The following is a 23,998-nucleotide window of genomic DNA, read 5'->3' as shown; positions in this document are numbered from 1 at the left end:
TATTAAATATAGTTTATGAGCAACTCATTGGCTAAATATTTAATTAAGGTTTAAATACCGACCTTACGCTACGATTGCAATATAAAATAGAAAGCATATTTTAAGTTAAATTATCATTAATAAACAAATTTATAAAACAATTGATTAGATTATTGATATATTTTTATTTATTTTTTTATTTTAATTACTGTTTACTTTTCGTTTAATTAAATGGTCTGTAATTAAATAAAGGTTAAACAATATTTAATCTGATAAAGCATATTCATTTACTTTTTATTTAAAATAGTAGAAATATAATCTATCAATAATAACTATATCCTAATAAGCACTCATAATTTACTTTGAATGGTTTCTAAACTCATGAAAAAACTAGAGTATTTTCTCAAAAAACTACGCGCACTTGTTATTAGTGATAAACTCTATCTATCTAATAAATTTACAAAAAAACTAGGCTACAAACCTAATTTTGATGTACCAAAAAGCTTTAATGAAAAAGTTAATTTTAGAATGATCTACGATAAAAATCCGCTTTATACTCAGCTAGCTGATAAAATTAGCGTGAGGGATTATGTATCAAGAACTATCGGCAATGAATATTTAGTACCAATTTTAGCCGCTTATAATAACGCAAATGAAATCAATATTGATAAACTGCCTCAACGCTTCGTATTAAAGTGTAGCCATGATAGTGGTAGCAGTATTATTTGTTTAAATAAATCGCACTTTGATCTACAAAAAGCTAAAGACAAATTATCATCTCATTTAATAAAAAATCTTTATTTCATTACACGAGAAAGACACTATAAAGATATTCCGCCACGTATTATTTGTGAAGAATATATAGACTTATTTACGCATAAAAATAGAAAGCACGTTCCAGAAACCTGCCGTATCCACTGTTTTTCAGGAAAGCCCGTCTATATCGAGATTGATTATGTTGATGACAAAGGTACTGAGTTTATCAATATCTATGATACCAACTGGCAGCTGCAACCCGTTACCTTTGACTATCCAAATATGTTAGACCCTGTGCCAGAGCCCCCATTATTCCAAGAAATGCTGCGCTTAGCACAAATATTGGTCACTCCTTTTGACTATTGCCGGGCTGATTTTTTAATGTCTGATGATAACATGCTCTATTTTAGTGAGTTGACCTTTGCTCCTAATGCAGGTCGTACTGTGATTTCACCATTATCATGGGACTTTAAAATGGGTGAGCTATGGGAACAAAGGATCACAAGTACAGCGCCAATCAAGCAAATTAAGCCTAAACTTGCAACAGCATCGATTAACAAAAAGAAATAGCTTAAAAATTAAGACACTTTAGTCCTTATTAAGCATGAAAAAGCCGCCATATTTCTGTTTCGCTAACAGTGATATGTCGGCTTTATTTTATTGACTAACTTAGAATCTTTTAACTAATTCGCCAGCACACTCGCTTTGCGGCGCAAGCTCGCAATAAGCATATAAATCGCAGTGACAATCAGCACGATAAAGAAAAAATTCACTAACCCATTATGTTGCGTTAGGAAGGTACCCGCAGCTAATGGTCCCATCGCTGAACCCACACTATAACTAAATAACATCACTTGAGTTGCTGCAACAATATAAGATGAATCAAGGTTATCGCATGCTAACGTAATCGCGATTGGGTAAAGTGCAAAAGAAGACATGCCCAACAAGGCTAATGCAACAATCATCACTAAATAATCACTTGAAATATAGATGATACCCATCGCAAAAACACCAAGCAGAGACACCATTGCCAACAATAAGGTTTTGCTCATGATGACAGATAATTTACTAATAATAGGCTGTATAATCATGCCACCAAGAATAATGGATGCCATTAAAACACCGACTTGATCAATTGAAAATTGATCTTTCTTTAATGACAGTGGCATTAATCCATAAATAGTTCCCATTAAAATACCGGAAACCATACAACCAATCATTGCAGGTTTGCTTAAGCGTGCAATTTTTTTCAGTGATAACTTTTGATGCGTTCCACTTTCCGGCTGACCTTCACGAAACAATAATGGCGGAAGTACTGCGATTAACAGTAAACCTAAAACGACAACAAAAGGATAGATGCCTTGAGTACCAATAAAGCCTATCGCGAGCTGTCCTAGTGTGGTTCCACCATATAAAGATGTCATATAGAAACTAAGACGTTTGGCGCGTTCTTTTTGGTTGTCACCAATTAATAGCCATGACTCAACCACCACAAAAATACCCGCAACGGCAATACCTGCGATAAGCCTATTTGGGAGCCATGCTTCAATAGTTGGTGTCCACGGTAATACGACTACCGTTGCCGATAACATTAATAAAAAACCAATAAAGGCAAGTCGGTGGCCAATTTTAGCAATCACCGGTTCAATTAACATAGAACCAATTAATAAGCCAATATAGTAGGCACTCGCCAACCAACCCGCATAGCCAGTATCAATATTAAAGCTTCCCATTGATAATGGGATTAAGCTCATCAAATAACCCGATGCAATAGCAAATAGCGTTAAACCGGCAACAGGAACGAATGTATTGTCGCGTTTGCGCATTATAGTCGTGGACTGATTCACGTCCCACTCTCCAACTAAAAAAATAAATAATATGCGCTGCAACTACATCGTAAAATGCGACAAACTTGCACCCTTTAAACGGATACATTTCGGCGATTAGTGCAGTGGGAAAATAATATATATACCTAAAATAGCTCAAGTCACAAATGTAGATAAGGCTAATTGGAGCGCAATATAGCCCCTTCATTCACGAAGTTAAAATGAGAAAATCTAATGGTGACTAACAAATTTATTTATGTGAGAAAAATCACATAATTTTCGGTGTGGAACGTAAATTAAAAAAGATCAACTTAAATAAAATTATCATTACAAAACAATTTGTTAGACTAGTTAAATGGAATTGTAACATCGTTACTTTTTGATACAACTTAAGTTAGATTAAATTCAATCAAAAGTAATTAATGACAAAATAATTTATCTGAAATTTTATTTCGGAAATTTCTTTATATTTGAATATTATTTAATAACGTAATTACGCCCTCAAATAGTTTGGGAGCCCCCCTAAATAATTTGTGTTGTCGGTAGGCGGCAAGTAAGGCGACAACGGGGAGCATACATCAGTATGTGACTCAGGAAGACGAGCATACCCAACACCCCGACAGCACAAAGTAGACTCAATTCATTCCCCTAAATAATTTGTGTTGTCGGTAGGCGGCAAGAGAGATGACTCCGGGGAGCATACATCAGTATGTGACTCGGGGAGACGAACGTAGCCAACACCCTCGACAGCACAAAGTATGACGGGGAATTATGTTTTAAGGCGACGCCACAGCGTAGTCCTACTAACACCTAAATATTGGGCAGCGGCTTGCTTATTACCACCAAAACGCGCCATAATTTCTTCCAAAGGCTCTTCGATTTGTTCTACTTTATTATCATCTATGGTGTTTTTTTGTCTTTCGGGAGAAAGGTTCATTAGCATATCATCACTGATGGTTTTATCGGTATATGCGCTACAAAATAAGGCAACCCTTTCCATCAAATTTCTGAGTTCTCTGACATTACCTGGCCATTGATACTGATTGAAAAAATGCCGACACTGTAATAATTGTTGAACACGAAACGCTGGAAGTGGCAGTTCGAGTCTAGAAAACGCTAATTTAAGTAATCGTTCTGCTAAAATAAAAATATCATCCCCCCGCTCATGCAATGCGGGAACTTGCATTCTGAGCACACCCAATCGGTAAAATAAATCAGCACGAAAACGCCCTTCTTTTACCCAGTTGTCGAGATCGCAATGCGTTGCACAAATAACTCTGACATTAACTTGCAATGGTCGATATCCACCGATGCGAACAACAGAACGCTCTTCTAATACCCTTAATAAACGGGTTTGTAATGCAATAGGCATTTCACCTATTTCATCGAGAAATAGGGTTCCGCCATTTGCCATTTCAAATAACCCTGCTCGCCCACCTCTTCGTGATCCTGTAAAAGCTCCTTCTTCATAACCAAATAATTCAGCTTCCAATAATGTTTCAGGGATAGCCCCGCAGTTGACTGCTACAAATGGCATTTGCTGTTTACTGCGTTTATGTTGATTAAATAAGGTAAACTCATGGTGGATCGCTTGTGCCACCATCTCTTTACCTGTTCCGCTATTCCCTTGTATTAAGACCGTTGCATCAGAACGCGCATATAGCATAATTGTTTGACGTACGCGTTCCATTGCAGCAGACATCCCAATTAAATCATTAATGGTATGACGAACTTTAGCAGGATGAGCTGGCTGGTAGGCCGCTTGAATATTATTTTTTTGATGGTGGGACATACGGCTAAGCTCAATCGCATCGGAGAATGCCTGCCGAATGGTCTCAGTTGAATAAATAAAAATACCCGTCATGCCCATTTCTTCAGCTAAGTCGGTGATCAACCCAGCACCAACAACCACATGAATTCCCATTGCTTTTAGTGCTTTTAATTGGGCACGGGCATCTTCTGCAGTGACATAACTTCGCTGTTCAATGCGCAAACCAAAATTATTTTGAAATTCTGCTAATGAAGGGATGATTTTTTGATAATTAATAATAGCGACTTTATTGCTTATTTCTCTCGCCTTAGCCAGTGCTTGCATCACATCGAACCCACTGACTTTAACGATAATAACCGGTACTGAAACATGACTTTTTAAGTATGCGCCATTGGAGCCTGCACTGATAATAGCATCACAATGCCCATCCTTGAGACGGCGACGCACCTCTTCAGAAGCTTGTTCAAAGCCAATATTCAGCGGTGTAATTTCCGCTTGCGCACTAAACTCAGGGCTAATATCCCGAAAAAGGGTATATAGCCTCGATACAGAGACCGTCCAAATTATCGGTTTTTCCATCTTTACCTCAAACAAGTTCAATCGAATTGGTGTTATCGCCTTTTCCTGCACCCACTATCACGCCGTTTCATCTTCCGTTGCAAATACCGTTTCACTTAACATTAATTTGTTTCAATGAAACTGTGTAGCGTACTTGTTGCAAAATGCCCTCTCCGTCACAAATTTTATTTTTAATATATTTAATTGATATTTAATGATTTATTTTTAATTTATCGTTTCTATTCAGGCTGGCATGGCAATTGCTAACCATAGTTATAAATAATTCGCTACATATGAGTAACAAATAGAGGAGGCGTTATGCCACAAATAACAGCGGGGCAAAAATTTAGGGATGCAGTAAAAAATGAATCACCACTGCAACTCGTCGGCACGATCAACGCCAATCATGCGCTACTTGCCCAGCAAGCCGGATACAAAGCGATATATCTTTCTGGTGGCGGTGTTGCAGCGGGATCACTTGGTCTGCCCGATCTTGGTATTTCTACATTAGAGGATGTCTTAATTGATATTCGCCGAATTACCGATGTATGCGACTTACCCTTGATGGTTGATGCAGATATTGGTTTTGGCCCTTCTGCTTTTAATATTGCACGCACTGTTAAATCCATGAGCAAAGCAGGTGCTGCAGGGTTACACCTCGAAGATCAGGTTGGCGCAAAACGTTGTGGTCATCGACCAAACAAAGCAATTATTTCAACGCAAGAAATGGTTGATCGTATCAAAGCCGCTGTCGATGCTAGAACCGATGATAATTTTGTCATCATGGCACGAACCGATGCATTAGCGGTAGAAGGTATCGATGCGGCTTTGAAAAGAGCCCATGCCTATATTGAAGCGGGTGCTGATATGCTATTTCCTGAAGCGATTACTGAACTTGCGATGTACCAACGTTTTGCCAACAATGCACCCGTTCCCGTACTCGCCAATTTAACCGAATTTGGTCAAACTCCATTATTTAGCTTAGATGAACTACGCAGTGTGGGTATCGCGATTGCGCTTTACCCACTCTCCGCCTTCCGCGCCATGAATAAAGCGGCTGAACAAGTCTATAACGCTATTCGCCAAGATGGTACTCAGCAAAACGTTGTGTCACTGATGCAAACTCGCGAAGAACTGTATCAAAGCATCCATTATTACGATTACGAACAAAAGCTTGATGCGCTATTTGCACAACAAAAAAACAAGTGATACCCATAAAAATTAAAGCAAGTTGTAATCACCTCTCCCCTACAAGGAACTTATGATGAATGAACAACTTAAAGGTACAGAATCAACGCCATTTAAACCCAAAAAATCAGTAGCGCTATCCGGTGTAACCGCAGGAAATTCCGCCCTCTGTACGGTAGGGAAAAACGGTAATGACCTTCATTATCGCGGCTATGATATTCATGACCTCGCCACACAATGTGAATATGAAGAAGTTGCTCACTTGCTTATTCACGATAAGCTACCTACCCAAACAGAATTAAGCGCTTATAAAGAAAAATTAAAATCATTACGTGGCTTACCAGCCAACGTTAAACAAACTCTTGAATCTATCCCCGCTAATGCACACCCCATGGATGTATTGCGCACCGGCGTTTCAATTATGGGTTGTGTTTTACCTGAAAAAGATGCCCATCCCTTGTCAGGAGCTAAAGAAATTTCGGACAGATTACTCGCATCTCTTGGCTCTATCTTACTGTACTGGTATCACTTCAGTCACCATGGTAACCGCATTGAAACTCAGACCGATGATGACTCCATTGGCGCGCATTTTTTACACTTATTGCATGGCAAAAAGCCGCCAGCACAATGGGAAAAGTTTATGCATATCGCCGCTATTTTATATGCGGAACATGAGTTCAATGCGTCAACTTTCGCAGCCCGAGTTATCGCTGGTACAGGCACTGATTTTTACTCAGCAATGACCGGCGCAATTGCCGCTTTACGTGGTCCTAAACATGGGGGAGCTAACGAGGTTTCCTTAGAAATACAACAACGTTATGCCTCAATGGATGAAGCCGAACAAGATATTATTTCCCGCGTTAAAAATTCAGAGGTCATTATTGGCTTTGGCCACCCTGTGTATACCCTCGCCGATCCTCGTCACCCAATCATTAAATCCGTCGCACTACAACTTTCAGAACAAAGTGCAAACCGTCATTTATATACGGTTGCTAATTGCATTGAATCCGTGATGAAACGCGAAAAAGGTCTGTTTCCAAATTTAGATTGGTTTTCAGCGGTGGCATATCACTTGATGGGGATCCCTACCGCCATGTTTACCCCGTTATTTGTTATGGCACGAACGGCAGGTTGGTCGGCACATATCATTGAACAACGACAAGATAACAAAATTATTCGCCCATCCGCTAATTATATTGGCCCGGAAAATAAACTGTTTATCCCATTAGAACAGCGTTAATAAAGGTAAAATAATGACAACTCAAACCATTAATTCGCCGCGTATTGAATTTGACAAAGTTATCAGCGATATCGTTGATTATGTTACCCAATACCCAATAGTTTCAGACCTCGCTTATGACACCGCCTATTATTGTTTACTTGATACCCTTGGTTGTGGAATGGAATCATTAGAATACCCTGCTTGTAAAAAATTATTAGGCCCTATTGTTACAGGGACGATTGTCCCTAATGGTGCCAAAGTGCCGGGAACTCAATTCCAATTAGATCCCGTACAAGCGGCCTTTAATATCGGCACAATGTGCCGCTGGCTCGACTTCAACGATACTTGGCTTGCCGCAGAATGGGGGCACCCATCTGATAATTTAGGGGGAATTTTAGCCACTGCGGATTGGCTTTCTCGTGAAAACCTAGCGAAAGGTAAAAAACCCTTAGTGATCCGTGATGTCCTCACTGCTATGATCAAAGCCCATGAAATTCAAGGGTGTATCGCGCTCGAAAATGCGTTTAATAAAGTTGGCCTTGACCATGTAATATTGGTGAAAGTAGCCTCAACGGCTGTTGTGGCACAAATGTTAGGGTTAGAGAGAGAACAAATTCTCAATGCTGTCTCCCTGGCTTGGGTTGATGGACATAGCCTACGGACTTATCGTCATACGCCAAATACAGGCTCTCGCAAATCATGGGCGGCGGGCGATGCTACATCACGAGCGGTTAGGCTAGCATTGATGGCACAAAAAGGAGAAATGGGTTATCCCACCGCATTGACAGCTAAAACATGGGGATTCTATGACGCTTTATTTAATGGTCAAGCTTTCCAATTTCAGCGGCCGTATGGCGCTTATGTGATGGAAAATGTGCTGTTTAAAATTTCATTTCCCGCCGAATTCCACTCGCAAACTGCCGTTGAAGCGGCATTACAGCTATTTGAAAAATTACAATCCATGGGCAAGAGTGCAGAGGATATTGAGTCTATTTCGATTAGAACCCATGAAGCCTGCATTCGTATTATTGATAAAACTGGTCCATTGCAAAACCCGGCTGATCGTGACCACTGCATTCAATATATGGTTGCTATTCCGCTTATTTTTGGGCGTCTTACTGCGGCAGATTATGAAGACAACATTGCCAATGATGAACGTATTGATGTACTACGTGCAAAAATGCACTGCTATGAAGATACTCATTTCACCCTTGATTACCACGACCCTGAAAAACGTTCAATTAGCAACGGGCTGACGATAAAGCTGAAAGATGGTCAAGTACTTGATGAAGTTGTGATTGAATACCCTGTTGGCCATAAACGACGTCGTCAAGAAGGGATGCCCCTATTATTGAAAAAATTCAGGATCAATTTAGCGCGCCAGTTCCCTGAGGCTCAACAAATTCGTATTCTTTGTGCTTCTTTAGACAAACCTTTATTCGAAAATATACCCGTAAATGAATATTTGGATTTATTTGTTATTTAATTTAATCAACTAGACACATAAAATAATTCAGGAGGATATTTACCTCCTGAATTATTTATCAAGTAGACTCCGCATCGCCAATTTATAGATGAAGCTCAAGTTTTTTACCATTTGATAGAGTGACATCAAGTGATAATTCGCCCCCTAATGCCTTTACGTAACGCTTAATCGTCGACAGTTTGGGATCATTCCCCAATTTTTCCATCTTAACCACTGCGGGCTGCTTAATCCCAAGTGATTCAGCCAATTGTACTTGTGAGATATTTAACTCTTCTCGCATTTTAGATAACGTTATCTCACGACGGAGTTCTTCCACTCGCGCTTCAATGCGCTTTAAGCTCTCAGGCGAGCGTTTAGCCAGTAGTTCCTCTAAAGTTCCCATTATATTTTATATATCCCCTTTAAATAAATCGAATACTCCATATCTGCAAGTCTAATTAGTTTGCTATAAAATCGTTTTTCATCATGACCTTTTTTATTACCCGCACACAATATTACGCCCTTCCTCATAGGGTCAAATACAAAGCAAATTCGTATCGGATGACCACCCACCTGAATTCTTAACTCCTTCATATTTCTATACTTAGAGTCCTTTAATGTATCTACTTGCGGACGACCAATATAAGGGCCGTACTCCCGTAAAATATTCAAGACGGACAGTGTCTCCTCTTGTACGGCTTCGTTTTGTTCTTCAAACCAAGCTTCAAAAAGTGGCCTTGTTGTTATCTTCCATGTCAACAAATTATAACCTCGAAGTTATAATGCACTTTATAACCTACAGGTTATAAAATCAAATGAATTAAATCTTCAAACATGAACGATTCACATCGTTAAGCCTTGAAGAACGGTCTATTGCAGACAGGCATCATAACCACGTTAAATTAAAGGTAATCACTGAAATTTATTATTTGCGAAGTGCTTCGAAAGGATTAATTAAATAAACAAGTTAGCCTATTAATCGATTAGGATTATATAGACAGTAAAGGCAGATATATTGCTATATCTGCCTTTTGTTATCATTCTAAATTATGGTTGATTCATACTAACTAATTACCACAGCAAGGCATACAGCACACATAGAATGACCATAATGGCATAGGATGCAATATTAAACCCCGATGACGTTTTGAATGTTTCTGCGGTTAAAATGATTGCGCCTTTGCTATCATCTTCTTTCGCCGTTGTCAGGCTGATTAGACCAATAACAACTGCGGTAAAGAAGAAGGTGTACATCATTTGATCAAGGAATGGCATGCCTAAAGGCATTACTTTCAGGAATAGTGCAAATGGGATGGAAAGTAACACACCGATAATCGCCCCTTTTGCATTGGTTTTTTTCCAAAATAACCCTAACAAGAATACCGCTAAGATACCTGGGCTAACGAGCCCTGTATATTCTTGAATATATTGGAATGCCTGACCGATATTACCCAATAATGGTGCGATAAAACATGCCACAATCAAGGCGACAACAGCACTGATCCGACCAACATTAACTAATTTATGATCTTCCGTTGCAGGCGCAATATATTCTTTATAAATATCCATTGTAAAAATAGTTGCAACGGAGTTCAGCATCGAAGCCAGCGAAGACACGATAGCTGCCGCCAAGGCTGCAAATACGATACCTTTCGCGCCAACAGGTAAGAATTGCGTTAGCCAAGGGTAAGCTTTGTCTGCCTGAGCTAATGTTGGCATATGCTCATGTGCCATAGAGCCTAAACCAGCAAGTAACACAGGGTCAGAAACGATAACATAAGCGGCAATACCCGGAACAACCACAAGGATCGGCACAATTAATTTCAAGAATGCAGCAAAAACCAACCCTTTTTGTGCTTCACCAATAGATTTAGCGGCAAGAGCGCGTTGAATAATATATTGGTTAAAACCCCAATAATAGAGGTTTGCTACCCATAAGCCACCGATTAATACCGCAATACCCGGTAAGTTATTAAACTGTGGATTATCCTGACTTAAAATCATTTCGAAGTGAGCTGGCGCCTCACTCGCCATACGAGACATACCTGCAAAAAGCCCTGCATCACCGCCGATATAACTCACCGCCATGATAGTGGTTAAGAAGCCACCAAGTATTAAGAAGAAAACTTGAACAACGTCTGTCCATGCTACGGCAGATAGACCCCCATAAAGGGAATATACTACGGCAAACAAAGCCAAACCAAAAATTGCATAATGCATTGGAATGCCAAGGATAGTTTGCAGAGCAAGAGACCCTAGATACAACACAGAGGTTAAGTTAACAAAAATAAATAATGCTAACCAGAATACCGCCAAAATTGTTTTTAATGTTCGGTTAAAGCGTTTTTCAACAAATTCAGGAATAGTAAAAATACCTTTATCGATAAATACTGGCATAAAATATTTTGCCACGATTATCAATGTGAGTGCCGCCATCCATTCATAGGATGCGATAGCAAGCCCGATTGAAAAACCGGAACCTGACATGCCAATAAATTGCTCAGCAGAAATATTCGCTGCAATTAATGAGGAACCAATTGCCCACCAAGGCAAGGTTTTTCCTGCAAGGAAATAATCTTTCGTCCCTTTTTTCTGCCCATTTTTTTCTCGGGATACCCAAAGCCCGACGGTGATGATGATAAGCACATACAGGGTAAAAACCCCATAATCTAGCGTGCTTAATCCAATACCTTCTGTCTGCATAATAAAATTCCTTCGCCAAATGATAACGACGTTAGTGTAAACGTTACCACTAGCTTTAGCCGTTACTTGAATCACATATTTCCACTAATTATTTAACACTTTTTAATTAAATAGGTCAAAAAAGGGTAAAGCCTCACTATATCCCGATAAAATGGATATCGATATTTCGTGATCTTATAAAATAGTTATCAAATAATTGAACGTCATCACAAAATAATGATAACGTTTACATGGCAATTAAAAAGCTATAGAGGACGAACCGAATTGCGCTGAACCAGTGTAGGTGAGTAAACTAAATTTTCATCGGGTATACTTTCTTTACGCGCTAATGCCAGTGCTAACTGAGTTGCACGCTCTGCCATCATTTGAATTGGATAGCGAATTGTTGTTAAGCGAGGATGAATATAGCGAGCGATTAAGACGTCATCGAAACCGATAACAGAAACCTGCTCTGGAGAATGGATTTCGTTTTCATCTAAAACTGCGATCGCACCTGCGGCCATAAAATCGTTGTAACCAACAACAGCGGTGATATCCAATGATTTGATCAATAATTTGGTCATAGCCTGTTCGCCGCCTTCACCATAAGGCATGCCATATTCCACATAACTCTCAGGTAACTCAATGCCATTATTTTTCAATGCATCTCGGTAACCTAATAAGCGCTGCACCGCATCTTCAATTTCATGGTTTGAGGAAATATAGGCAATTTTTGTATGACCTTGACGAATAAGATGCTCCGTCGCAAGGTAAGCGCCCTTGTAGTTATTCAATGAAATACAACGATTAGCGATCTGTTCAATACGTCGATTAATCAACACCATGCTAGGCACTTCTTTTGCATAGGCAATTAATTCGTCATCTGACAACGCTTTTGAATGAATAACGAGGGCATCACAACGGTTATTAATTAGTAATTCAATCGATTGCCGTTCTTCTTTCGCATTATGGTACCCATTACAAATTAAAATATGTTTACCATTTTTATGTGCGACGCTATCAACCGCTTTTACCATTACACCAAAAAAAGGATCAGAAACATCATTAACTAGCACGCCAATCGTGTTTGAGCTTTGGTTAACTAATGCTCGGGCTGCGGCATTTGGCCTGTAACCAAGTTTATTCATCGCTTTTTGAACGGATGCAATGGAAGCTTGGCTTGCTTTGGGTGATAAATTAATCACACGTGAAACAGTTGCAACAGATACCCCTGCTTCCCTTGCCACATCTTTTATTGTCGCCATTATGTACCCCAATACCCAAGATGGCTTATTAAACAACAGACCACATTTAAAAACAATGCGTTAGAATCTAAAAATAGAGGATTAAATCCAAGTAACAAGATTTAAATTGTTGTGATTTCCTTTCCTACATATAAAAAAACCAAACACCGTAATATTTCGGTGTTTGGTAATCAATAAACCATATACAAATTAATAATTAAAAAACAAATTGATACCGAGTTTGGCTGGTATATATTTCATTCGGTTGAGAAATACCACTGTATTGCGCGCCCCATTCAGGATGATTAATCGCATCCGGCGGGAACTGAGTTTCAAACGCAACACCGGAAAAAGGCGTATATACTTTTGTTTTACCCGGAACGGCGACAAGATAATTACCGGTATACAACTGCATTGAGGGCATTGTCGTGGTGATATTCATCCGTACATCACCCTCAGGAGAGAGTAACGACGCTGCCGAGGTCTGGCCATCAATCACTGATTTATCAAATATTAATGTATGATCATAACCACCCGCTTGCAGTTGTTCCTCATCTTGCAAAAAATCACGACCAATACGTTTACTTTGTCTAAAATCGAAATGAGTGTCCGTCACATCTCGCCATTCACCCGTTGGAATACCCTCTTTACTTGTCGGTAAAAAATGTGTCCCATGGATTTGTAAATCATGTTCTAATGCGGTTCTCGCCGATTCTTCACCAGCCAAATTAAAATAAGTGTGATTCGTCAAATTTACAGGACATAGCTGATTAACTTGATGTTTATAATCAATAATAACTTGATTATCATCCGTTAATTCATAATGGACTTCAACCGTTAGCTCGCCCGGAAACCCTTGGTCGCCATCTGAAGAAACCAGAGTAAAAACAGCTTGTTGTGGATTAGGCTGGCTTATTGCCCACACTCGATAGCTAAAATTATCCTTTCCACCGTGCAAACAATGCTCACCTTGGTTATTGCTCACTGAATACACCTTGTCACCTAAAGTGAACTTAGCATTCGCGATACGATTAGCGACACGACCAACGGTTGCCCCTAAATAGACGCCTTGTTCCATTTGCGTTGCCATATTTGGTGCACCTAAGATGACATCCCGCTTACCCGTGGAGAGCGGTAATATGCAGCTCACCCAGCTAGCACCTAGGCTTGTCAAAATAATTTTCATCTCATTTTTATTTGTGAGCGCAATCACTTTCGGCGTTCGCAAAGGGTTACTTTGTGCTTTGGAAAACTGCATATTCTTCCCAATAATGATGTTATAGACCTTTAATAATGTATATCCAAGATAACTCGAGTTGTATGTAGGTAGGGGGTCAATAAACGATACACTAAACTCGCTAATCATAACCAACCCCATGCAACTTAAAGTATAAAGGGGACAACATAGTGATTAATTTGGCATAATAACGCCTGCCCCTGCGCTTGGCTGACACACATAGATATCCGCCTTTAGTCCTGTCATCGCTTGGTACTGAGCCTCAACCACATCCATCACAGACTGAACAAGCTGCTGCTTCATCACCGCAACAACACAACCCCCAAAACCGCCTCCCGTCATACGCACACCACCTTGGTTGCCTAAAACAGATTTGACGATATCGACTAATATATCAATTTCTTTTACCGTAATTTCAAAATCATCTCGCATAGAAATATGCGACTCAGCCATTAATTGACTGAGTAATATCAAGTTATTTTCGGTCAAGGCTTTAGCCGCGGCAAGTGTACGTTCATTTTCAGTAATAACATGTTTCGCCCGCTTAGCAACCAGTGTGTCGAGTCGACTTTGTTGTTTACTAAACTCTTCAAAAGTCATATCGCGTAACGCTTTAACTGAAAACAGCTTAGCCGCTGCTTCACACTGCTGACGACGTGTATTGTACTCGCTATCGACCAACCCTCGTTTTTTATTTGAATTGATTATCATCACAACCAAATCATCAGGTACAGGGATTGGAAAAACAGATAAACTTCGACAATCAATCAGCAAGGCATGCCCTTCATCACCACTTGCAGAAATCAGTTGATCCATAATACCGCAGTTACACCCAACAAATTGATTTTCAGCTTGCTGACCATTCAGCGCAATATCTTGCTGACTGATATCTAATTGATATAGCGCTTTAATCGTTTGACCAATCACAACCTCTAAAGAAGCGGAAGAGCTGAGTCCTGCACCTTGTGGGACATTACCACTCACTGCGATATCACAGCCACCAAATTCAAAACCTCTTTGTAATAAAAATTTAATCACGCCACGAATATAATTCGCCCACATTTTTTGCGGCAAAAAAACAATTTCTTCATCCAAGCTAAATTCGTCACAGTCATTATCATAATCTGCGGCAACAACTCTAATGATTCGGTCATGACGTTTTTTTGCCGCTGTCATCGTTTGATAATCAATGGCACAAGGCAATACAAAACCATCATTATAATCAGTGTGTTCGCCAATAAGGTTAACGCGTCCGGGGGCTTGTACATAAGTACTTGCTTGATAGCCAAACGCTTGTTGAAAAGCATTTGCCACTCTCTTTTGTAAGATTTCCATTTAATACGTCCCTAAATTTTAAATTCTTCTCGCAATATAAAAAATTGAGTAATTATTAATTTTTTATCGAAATTACTGTTGCTTATAATGCACATCACTCACATCACGTAACCGTTGTGCTGCTTGCTCTGGCGTCAAATCTCGCTGAACTTCTGCGAGCATTTCATACCCCACCATAAATTTTTTCACTGTTGCCGAACGCAATAAAGGTGGATAAAACAATGCATGGAGCTGCCAGTGCTCAATATCTTTGTTTTGATTGAAAAAAGGTGCAAAATGCCATCCCATAGAGTATGGAAATGCGCAATTAAATAGATTGTCATAGCGACAAGTAAGTTGTTTTAGGGCCACACTAAGATCTGAACGGATAGATTCATTCATCTCATCCATTCGTTTAATATGCTGTTTAGGTAATAACATGGTTTCAAATGGCCACGCTGCCCAGTAAGGTACGACGGCGATCCAATGCTCTGTCTCAACCACGGTGCGAGAGCCATCTTGCATTTCAGCCTTAACATAATCATTCAATAAATTACTGCCATTTTGCTGATAATATTCAGCTAAAAAATGGTCTTTTCGCGCAATTTCATTAGGTAAAAAATCACTAGCCCAAATTTGCCCATGAGGATGCGGTTGTGAACACCCCATAGCCTCACCTTTATTTTCAAATATTTGCACCCATAAAAATCGTTCGCTAAGCTCTGATACTTGCTGCTGCCAAGTGTTAATCACTTGCCCGATTTCCAATAATGATAATTCAGGAAGTGTTTTGCTGTGATCAGGGGAAAAGCAAATCACACGGCTAAGGCCACTAACCGCTTGAGCTTGAAATAAACCAGATTGATTTGTTGGTTGTTCACAAGCTTCAGGTAACAATGCCGAATAATCATTTTGAAAAACAAAAGTCCCCTGATAATCTGGATTTACTTCGCCAGAAACACGCTTATTGGTTGGACATAAATAACAATGCTCATCATATTGCGGCAACGCTGAAAACGTAGTTTTTTCATCCTGCCCACTCCATGGACGTTTTGCACGATGAGGTGATACCAGTACCCATTGACCAGTGAGTGGGTTATAGCGACGATGAGGGCAATCAGATGGGTTAAATTGTATTTTTTTCATGTCATTTAGTTCCTTTAGTTTTCATATCCATTTGGGTTATTTAATTGCCAACGCCACGTATCTACGGCCATATCCTCTATTGAACGAGTCGCTCGCCATCCTAACTCAGAAGCCGCTTTTTCAGGGCTTGACCAATACTCTGCGATATCGCCAGCCCGGCGTGGTTCAAATACATAAGGAATTGGCTTACTCGTTGCTTTTTCAAATGCTTGAAGGACTTGTAAGACACTGCTTCCATTGCCTGTGCCTAAATTATAGACATGAAGCCCGGCGCGCAATCCAACAACATTAAGCGCGAGCACATGGCCATCTGCCAAGTCCATTACATGGATATAATCACGTACCCCGGTTCCATCAATCGTAGGGTAATCGTTTCCATATATCGCCAATTTTGCTCGCCGCCCTACTGCAACCTGTGCAATGTATGGGGTCAGGTTATTAGGAATACCTTGGGGATCTTCACCCATCAGGCCTGACGAATGAGCCCCTACAGGGTTAAAATAGCGTAGTAATGAAATTGACCATGAATTATCGGCTAGGTAGAGGTCTGATAAACAACGCTCAACCATGTATTTACTGGTTCCATAAGGGCTTTGAGTATTCCCTGTTGGAAATTCTTCAGTGATAGGCAAGGTTGCTGGTTCACCATAAACCGTCGCCGAAGAACTAAAAATAAGGCTTTTTACACCTGCTTGTTGCATACATCGAACTAAAACAAGCGTGCCGTTGACATTAACATCATAATATTCAATTGGTTTTTCAACTGATTCCCCTACCGCTTTCAAACCTGCAAAGTGAATAACAGATTGAATTTGATGTGCGGAAAAAATAGTCGCTAAACATTGCTCATCGCGAACATCACCATGATAAAAAGTGGGGCGATAGCCAGCCAATTTTTCAATACGATTCAATACTTCCATCTTTGAATTACAAAGATTATCCAGAATAACGGGGGATATTCCTGCCGCTATCATTTGAACGCAAGTATGACTGCCTATATAGCCAAGTCCGCCTGTGACTAGCACTTCAACATTTCGCATATTCACCCCTAAATTATTTTAAGCCCGTTTTCCCGTTACTCATCATCATGACAGGAAGTATAGCAATGACTTAAGGCATAGTTCTGTGATCAAACTCGCCTTAGTGTAAACGTTTACACTAAAATTAAAAAGGGGGATGCGTAAATAGGGAAACCTAAACTATCACGAGTTTAGGCTTCCCTACTTAATATTTAGGTTAATCAATTTAGCGATTGGTTTTAATGAAGACAATCTTTGTCATAAGGATCTAAGTGAGTCATCACATTAAGAATTTGAGGGTTTTCCATCAATTTTTTACGCACATTAACAGCGATATCATGTCCTTCAAAAATAGTCATACTCCCTATTAACTCTAAATGAACATCAACAAGATAAAAATCACCCGATTTTCGCGTTTTTAAATCATGATAACCTGATATCTCTTTGATACTATCAAGCACAACTCGAATTTCTTGTAAGGTTTCTTCATCCGCCCCTTTATCCATCAAATCTTGCATAGACTGATAAGTAAACTTATACCCCATCCTGAAAACAAAAGTACCTACGATTAATGCCGCTATCGGGTCAAAAATACGAAATCCGCATAGACTTCCAATAATACCAATGGCAACAACCAAAGAAGATGCCGCATCAGAGCGAGCATGCCAAGCATTGGCTACCAACATACTTGAGTTCACTTTATTCGCTACATGGAGCATATAACGAAACAACCCTTCCTTGGCGACTAGAGCCGTGAGCGCTGCCACTAAGGCGATAGTATGAACTTCCTGAATAAGTTCAGGATGTAACATTTTTTGGATAGCAGACCACACCATCCCCACTCCAACAATTAATAAAATAATCCCTAAAATTAAGGATGCCCCATTTTCATAACGAAAATGGCCATAAGGATGATCTTCATCTGGTTTTTTATGACTTTTTTTATTAGCAATAAGTACAACAAAATCAGCAATTAAATCAGATAAGGTATGAATACCATCAGCAATTAACCCTGATGAGTGCGAGAAAATACCAACGATTATTTGCCAAATGGATAAAACCGTATTTACTGCGACGCTAATCAGCGTACTTTTTTTCGCTGCCTCAAATTTTTCTTGCTGCAATTCAAATTCATGATGCCCTTGATTAGGGAGGTTATTTTTATTCATAATCCGCTTTCTTTAATGAAAAACAAAATAATTATCATTTAACATACGCTTTTAAATCAATAGGTTAATCAAATAGTATTCACTTTGACATATTCATTGTTAAATGTCTTATAATAATTTGTAAATTATTAGTTTGATTGAGAATAATTACCCTTTTTAACATTACTCTTAATATGATTAAATTAACTATACCATTATAAAAACAACAATAAATGCTAATTCATTCATACCCCATTGAAGCCAATATAACTTATAGTATATTAATAGTTACTAGCTATAATAAATATCAATCACATATGAATGAGGCTGCTATGTATAAAAAAATATTAGTTCCTATTGATTTATTAGAAGATGAATTAAACCTCGTTATCCTCAAACATGTCGAAGAGATAGCAAAACTCAGTACTTCAGAAATTCACTTTATATCCGTTATTCCAAGTATGGAGTTATTCTTTGGCATCGAAATAGCGGCGTTACCAGAAAGCAATAAAGACTCTGCTGAACGCTCAATTCTAGCAATGAGAGCCTTAGAAGAAGTGATTAAGGATGTAAAAATAGCGGATGATAGGATTAGCTGCAAAGTAAGTATTGGTTCAGCTAAAGATGAGATATTAAGTTATTCCCAAGAAATTGATGCTGATTTAATTGTTGTGGGTTCACATCACCCAAGTACCTCAACTTATCTTCTTGGCTCAACTGCATCCGCGATTGTCCGACACGCAAAAACCTCAGTATTTGTTATTCGATAAAACTTGCTGTTTCAATTTATATCGATATAAGCCAACTTATACAAATAAAAATGCCGCAATTCAAAAATAATATTGCGGCATTTTTATTGTTAAATATTCTCGCTAGAGAAAGTTATTTTTTGATTGAATCAGCCAGCTTATCGTTTGTTGACCAAACACGATATTTAACTTCCATATCAGATGGTGTATAGACAACAATTGGTAACTTACTGTTGTAACGAATAAAAGCATCATCCCCTAATTGCGTCGAGATAAAACGCTCTTTAGCTGGTTCTGAACAAGCCATCATCGTTGATGCAGGACCTTTGACCTCTTCTAATTTATAGAAATCGTATCCCCAACCTTCCAAGGTTTTAGCCTCAAGATCGCCCATAAACCATTGACGGTTACAATCCGCTTTCATCGTTTTGCCAATAACAAGCTCAATCATAAAATCATTTTCATTTTGTTGATTAGCCAACTGAATTACATGGCGAGTCATACCCTCTTCAGCTTTTGGATAGGGTGCGATCTTTTCCAATCCTTCCGTTGCTACTGCGCATGATGAAACTAATACTGCAGCCATTACAGATAAAATCGCTTTTTTCATTATAAATTCCTATATCACTCAAAAAAATCCAATTAAAACACGGGTTATTAATATCATAGTAAGTCATTTACACGATAACTTTCACTGCAGATGATTCTTAATTACAAAAATATAGATTTTAAGCCTCAGACTTCAGCATCATACTTAATTTTAGTATAAGGATCATAAATCTGATAAAAATTATGTAAATTACCCGCCATTTTAATGCATCTAGAGTCTCCAGTGGTTATACTGTTTTTGAGGCTTAATACATTCTGAGGAGGTAGTATGTTATCTACAGATCAAGATTTAGTTTCACAATTAATGTCCACAAACCCCCGTTTTCAAACCCTATATGAAAAACACCACCAGTTAGATAAAGAAATTAGCAAGCTTGAAGGCCCATCTGGGGCTGGGTATAACGAACATGTTGCAAAGCTTAAAAAAGAAAAACTGCATATAAAAGATGAAATGCAAAAAATAATGCAAGCGAGTAAATAGCCATTATTCAAGCTAAGCTTCAACCTATACAAGGCATGTTATCAACTGTTTTACACACTCTCTTAGTGCTTCTATAGGTACTTGTAAATCTAATTTTTTTCATTTTAGGCACATTTAGACCAATTTTCAGCATGGCATAAGTATTTTCTTATGCCATTTTACGTTTTATATCTCTTTTTGAATAAACACACTCTTTCTATTGTTTTAATAAACATATATATTAAATATATGTTTTGCTACTTTATTAAGGCTAGGTATGACGGGTAAACGCATTCATCGAGAAATAATCACTATCGAAAAAATGATAAAAATCTATGAAAAAGCCTATCCTGCACCTATAGATAATCCCGATCATTACCAAAAGCTCTATTCTTATGCCATTAACCGACTAGAGAAATGCCGTTATGGCGAGCAGAAACCCGCGTGTAAGCAATGTCCAATTCATTGTTACCAACCTAAGATGCGCGAGCAAATGAAGGTTATCATGCGCTGGGCTGGCCCAAAAATGCTTATTCACCATCCTATCCTCGCGATCCGCCACTTACTTGATGATAGAAAACCGGTACCTGAACTCCCACCAAGAGTTAGGAAGAAAATACCTAGCACTGAAGACTCACCCTAAATCAATACAAATAATTATATTTTTAAAATCAAGCCCTGACGATACAAGATATCAATTACCTCACTATTAGCATTGTTAAGGTTCTTTAACATGGCTTCGTTTATATGCTCAATTATAGGCTTATTAATATTGAGCAGATAACTTGTTGATTTATAAAATTTCTAATATCGATCTAAAGTTAGCGCCCAACCAACCTTTCTTGACTAAAAGCCAATAAGGTTACGGTTAAGCCTGTGGATCTATACATATCTAAAAAATAATAACTCAATATAACTAATTACCAAAATCCATGTTTATTTTATTTACAAAACCTATAATTTTTATTGATAGTTTAAAAAATGAGATTTACATCTCAATTTATCACTAATTTTGCACCAATTGACCAATAAAATAAATCCATAAGATTAATAATTTAAATTGATGACGTTATTAAACACTTTATACATAAATAATATTTATAATATGTGTTTTTAACGAATTTATTAACAATAATTTTCATAGCTATAAATGTACCTAACTCACCAAAAATGATGACTTATCTTAGAAATATTAAAATAACTTAATTTTAAGTAAATTTTATTAAAATATTAAAACCCAAAAAAAAACACACAACCAGTTCATTACACCACAAAACATCGATGAACTTGGTTTTTTATAAAAAAGCAATCATTAAAAACATCGGAAATACCACGACAAACATACCAAAACAACGTAAAAAGTATATTTCGAAACATTTATTAATACTTTGAATTAAATTATGACACAAATGTAATCGATTTATATAATTTCAACCATCAAGTCATAGTGACGTTTTGTACCAAAAGGCAACAATAAGGTGATATTAAGTATTATTTAATCAATTTACTTATAATGGTGTAGTTAATTAAGGTGATAGTATGCAAGATGAAAACAGTTTGAATAACCAAGTAATAAAGAAGATTCGTATTGATAAAAACAACGCTCATTCAATTCTCGACCTCCCGTCAAAAGGTATCATTATTATTGAAAAGGGTTCTTTACTACTAGAAACTCCAGCCGCAACTGAAATATTAAATGAAGGTGATATCCTCTATCACAAGCAAGGATCATACTCATTTAAAATTATGGATAATATTGCTGACTGTGAATTCTATTGGCTACCATTAGAAGATGATTTTTTACGTGAGTTCATTAATCAACACGGTACTCAACTGAGTGAAATTGAGCGTGCAGAACAAGATCAAGGTGACATAATTAAATTTGTACCTTGCTGTTTAATGGATGATATCAAGAAAAGTTTAAAATCATTCGTGACGAATAATTATCCTGATATTATCGTATCACTGCGTATCTCAGAACTATTGTTATTACTATCATACAACGACCAAGGTGCTTTGTTACTTGCTAAGTTGCGTCAATTAAGCAATCGTCAAGCTGCGCGCTTACAATCGTTTATGGAACACAATTATCTAAAAGAATGGAAATTAAGTGAATTTGCTAAAACATTTGGAATGGGATTAACAACCTTTAAAGAATTGTTTAATACAGTCTATTCAACCTCTCCACGTTCATGGATTAGTGAAAAAAGAATTATGTATGCACATCAATTACTGATAAATACCGCAATGAGTATAGTGGAGGTTTCAATGGAAGCAGGTTTCTCTAGCCAATCGTACTTTACTCAGAGTTACCGAAAACGATTTGGCTATACTCCAAGTAGATCGCGAGTAGCCGCTTAACCCCCACATCGTTTGTATCGCTTATATAGAATACATGCCCTGTCAGTTATAGAATTCTATACACTGGCAGAAAGGCAAAACCACAAATCCTATCTTAATCCTTACCCGCGTTAAAATCATTTACTCAAAATAGCTTCACCTCTTCCTGTTTACCCTAGTACCACTATTTATAAGTATAAAAAAAGCCGCTTACCTTTTCAGTAAACGACCTTTTTAACTCGAATCTAAATTACTTTGCTTTAATTATTTTCAAATCAATAATAGACATTGAGTTTGGAGGCACTTCTCCAGGGATCCCCTGAACACCATAACCACCTTCTGGTTTAATATAGACTTTAACCATCCCCCCCTCACCGGCTTTTTCAATGAATGAATTAAGTGGTGTCGGTAATTCATTATAAGGTAATGTGACTGGGTTTTTATCCGTGTACATTACAGTTACGGTACCATCTGTTAACTGCTCCCTCATAATAAAGGTGATATCTTTATTTTTCACATTTGTAATTGGTGAGCCCGCTTGTAAGACTTTATAGTAGGTATTGCTATCAAGCTTACTGTATTTTTGTTGCGTAATTTGCTCGATAATTTTTTCATTGCGCTTACTATTTTCATTAGCAATTTGTTTTAAATCTTGTGCTGAAGGTGCTTTTGGATTAACTCGGCCGGCTAAACCTTTATTAGAACTCGCTGGTTTAGATTTTAAGCTTTCATTTTCCTGCTGAAGCCGCGCTATGGTTTTATTCAAATCCATAATTTGAGATTTTAGTGCATTATCATTCTGCAAAGCGGGCTTAGACTCTAATTCAGCCTTCAATTTTTTCAAATTATCTTGCGCTAATGCCAGATCTTTTTGCGTTTTTGATTCCGCGTTAATTTTATCATTCAGCTGTTTTTTCAAATTTTCAAGCTCTAAGGCTTGAGTCTGAAAATTAGTGCTCACTACGGTCAGCTTCTCCGTATTGAGTTTTAACGCGCTAATTTGTTTATTTGCCTCAGCCAATTGTTGTTCAACTTCAGACTGTTTTTTCGTTTGTATTGCAATATCTTTTTTAAGGTTAGATAAGATTTTTTCCTGCTCTTCCGCTTGCTTAGCTAACTGAGTATTTTTTAACTCCAGTAGTTGCTTATCAGATTTCTGAGCAGCTAACGACTCTTGAATCATTTTTTTCTCTGCGTCTAACTTAGATAATGCAGTTTCTTTTTGTTTGAGCAGCGCCATTTGCTTTGTTAGATCATTAGTTAACGTTTTAACTTGTGTATCGCT

21 protein-coding genes are annotated in these 23,998 nt (G+C 38.1%); 8 read left to right on the top strand and 13 right to left on the bottom strand.

Annotated features, from left to right (window positions below; genetic code table 11):
• Window positions 1-360: 360 nt before the first annotated feature.
• A complete protein-coding gene (locus tag M998_RS16955) occupies window positions 361-1,305 on the top strand; it encodes an ATP-grasp fold amidoligase family protein (RefSeq protein ID WP_068909954.1) in 945 nt (314 codons plus the stop codon).
• A gap of 113 nt (window positions 1,306-1,418) precedes the next feature.
• Here M998_RS16955 and M998_RS16950 read toward each other — a convergent pair whose 3' ends face one another.
• Window positions 1,419-2,561 carry an MFS transporter gene (locus tag M998_RS16950; RefSeq protein WP_068909952.1) on the bottom strand — a complete coding sequence of 381 codons (1,143 nt, stop codon included), beginning with the start codon at window positions 2,559-2,561 and terminating at the stop codon, window positions 1,419-1,421.
• Between the two features lie 769 nt (window positions 2,562-3,330).
• A complete protein-coding gene (gene prpR, locus M998_RS16945; protein ID WP_068909950.1) occupies window positions 3,331-4,911 on the bottom strand; it encodes a propionate catabolism operon regulatory protein PrpR in 1,581 nt (526 codons plus the stop codon).
• Between the two features lie 297 nt (window positions 4,912-5,208).
• On the opposite strand from prpR, the gene prpB reads away from it, so the two are divergent.
• Genes prpB through M998_RS16930 form a run of 3 tightly spaced genes read left to right on the top strand, consistent with a single transcriptional unit; the run spans window position 5,209 to window position 8,786 of the window.
• Complete coding sequence (prpB, locus tag M998_RS16940; RefSeq protein WP_068909949.1) at window positions 5,209-6,099, top strand: methylisocitrate lyase; 891 nt, start codon at window positions 5,209-5,211, stop codon at window positions 6,097-6,099.
• Between the two features lie 55 nt (window positions 6,100-6,154).
• On the top strand, window positions 6,155-7,318 hold the full coding sequence (gene prpC / locus M998_RS16935; RefSeq protein WP_068909947.1) for a bifunctional 2-methylcitrate synthase/citrate synthase: 1,164 nt from the start codon (window positions 6,155-6,157) through the stop codon (window positions 7,316-7,318).
• 13 nt (window positions 7,319-7,331) lie between these two features.
• Window positions 7,332-8,786, top strand: coding sequence for a bifunctional 2-methylcitrate dehydratase/aconitate hydratase (locus M998_RS16930; RefSeq protein WP_068909946.1), 1,455 nt, complete (start codon window positions 7,332-7,334; stop codon window positions 8,784-8,786).
• An 82-nt stretch (window positions 8,787-8,868) separates the two neighbouring features.
• Here M998_RS16930 and M998_RS16925 read toward each other — a convergent pair whose 3' ends face one another.
• From M998_RS16925 to M998_RS16885, 9 genes are all read right to left on the bottom strand, one after another.
• Window positions 8,869-9,168 (bottom strand): helix-turn-helix domain-containing protein, encoded by a 300-nt coding sequence (locus M998_RS16925; RefSeq protein WP_068909944.1) that lies wholly within the window; start codon window positions 9,166-9,168, stop codon window positions 8,869-8,871.
• Window positions 9,168-9,524, bottom strand: a complete 357-nt coding sequence (locus tag M998_RS16920; protein ID WP_068909942.1) for a type II toxin-antitoxin system RelE/ParE family toxin — start codon at window positions 9,522-9,524, stop codon at window positions 9,168-9,170. Before M998_RS16920 ends, M998_RS16925 begins: the two co-directional genes overlap by 1 nt.
• Before the next feature lie 312 nt (window positions 9,525-9,836).
• The gene (locus M998_RS16915) at window positions 9,837-11,468 is read right to left on the bottom strand and encodes a sodium/sugar symporter (RefSeq protein ID WP_068909940.1); all 1,632 of its coding nucleotides are present in this window, start codon (window positions 11,466-11,468) and stop codon (window positions 9,837-9,839) included.
• Window positions 11,469-11,713: 245 nt separating this feature from the next.
• Window positions 11,714-12,712 carry a substrate-binding domain-containing protein gene (locus M998_RS16910; protein WP_068445556.1) on the bottom strand — a complete coding sequence of 333 codons (999 nt, stop codon included), beginning with the start codon at window positions 12,710-12,712 and terminating at the stop codon, window positions 11,714-11,716.
• A gap of 196 nt (window positions 12,713-12,908) precedes the next feature.
• On the bottom strand, window positions 12,909-13,949 hold the full coding sequence (locus M998_RS16905; RefSeq protein WP_068909938.1) for a galactose-1-epimerase: 1,041 nt from the start codon (window positions 13,947-13,949) through the stop codon (window positions 12,909-12,911).
• Window positions 13,950-14,102: 153 nt separating this feature from the next.
• The gene (gene galK, locus M998_RS16900; RefSeq protein WP_068909936.1) at window positions 14,103-15,263 is read right to left on the bottom strand and encodes a galactokinase; all 1,161 of its coding nucleotides are present in this window, start codon (window positions 15,261-15,263) and stop codon (window positions 14,103-14,105) included.
• A gap of 72 nt (window positions 15,264-15,335) precedes the next feature.
• Window positions 15,336-16,388, bottom strand: coding sequence for a UDP-glucose--hexose-1-phosphate uridylyltransferase (locus M998_RS16895; RefSeq protein WP_068909934.1), 1,053 nt, complete (start codon window positions 16,386-16,388; stop codon window positions 15,336-15,338).
• Window positions 16,389-16,402: 14 nt separating this feature from the next.
• A complete protein-coding gene (galE, locus tag M998_RS16890) occupies window positions 16,403-17,428 on the bottom strand; it encodes a UDP-glucose 4-epimerase GalE (RefSeq protein WP_068909932.1) in 1,026 nt (341 codons plus the stop codon).
• Window positions 17,429-17,646: 218 nt separating this feature from the next.
• On the bottom strand, window positions 17,647-18,576 hold the full coding sequence (locus M998_RS16885) for a cation diffusion facilitator family transporter (protein ID WP_068445567.1): 930 nt from the start codon (window positions 18,574-18,576) through the stop codon (window positions 17,647-17,649).
• A 311-nt stretch (window positions 18,577-18,887) separates the two neighbouring features.
• Here M998_RS16885 and M998_RS16880 point away from each other — a divergent pair, with 311 nt between their 5' ends.
• The gene (locus M998_RS16880) at window positions 18,888-19,325 is read left to right on the top strand and encodes a universal stress protein (RefSeq protein ID WP_068445568.1); all 438 of its coding nucleotides are present in this window, start codon (window positions 18,888-18,890) and stop codon (window positions 19,323-19,325) included.
• 112 nt (window positions 19,326-19,437) lie between these two features.
• On the opposite strand, the gene eco is transcribed toward M998_RS16880, so the two are convergent.
• Complete coding sequence (gene eco / locus M998_RS16875) at window positions 19,438-19,914, bottom strand: serine protease inhibitor ecotin (RefSeq protein WP_068909930.1); 477 nt, start codon at window positions 19,912-19,914, stop codon at window positions 19,438-19,440.
• A 267-nt stretch (window positions 19,915-20,181) separates the two neighbouring features.
• Here eco and M998_RS16870 point away from each other — a divergent pair, with 267 nt between their 5' ends.
• The 3 genes from M998_RS16870 to M998_RS16860 all read left to right on the top strand — a co-directional run bounded on the left by M998_RS16870 (window position 20,182) and on the right by M998_RS16860 (window position 22,734).
• Entirely contained in the window at window positions 20,182-20,394 is a 213-nt protein-coding gene (locus M998_RS16870) for an HP1242/YdcH family protein (protein WP_068445574.1), read from the top strand.
• A 256-nt stretch (window positions 20,395-20,650) separates the two neighbouring features.
• Entirely contained in the window at window positions 20,651-21,016 is a 366-nt protein-coding gene (locus M998_RS16865; protein ID WP_068445576.1) for a nitrous oxide-stimulated promoter family protein, read from the top strand.
• 896 nt (window positions 21,017-21,912) lie between these two features.
• On the top strand, window positions 21,913-22,734 hold the full coding sequence (locus M998_RS16860; protein ID WP_068909929.1) for a helix-turn-helix transcriptional regulator: 822 nt from the start codon (window positions 21,913-21,915) through the stop codon (window positions 22,732-22,734).
• A 229-nt stretch (window positions 22,735-22,963) separates the two neighbouring features.
• Here M998_RS16860 and M998_RS19830 read toward each other — a convergent pair.
• Window positions 22,964-23,998: FKBP-type peptidyl-prolyl cis-trans isomerase (locus M998_RS19830; RefSeq protein WP_248846449.1), on the bottom strand; the 1,035-nt coding region annotated here is incomplete at its 5' end.

Origin of the sequence: Providencia heimbachae ATCC 35613, assembly GCF_001655055.1 — a bacterium.
Classification (GTDB): domain Bacteria; phylum Pseudomonadota; class Gammaproteobacteria; order Enterobacterales; family Enterobacteriaceae; genus Providencia; species Providencia heimbachae.
Note: the sequence above shows the minus strand (reverse complement) of the source record. Positions and strands in the feature narration are given on the sequence as shown.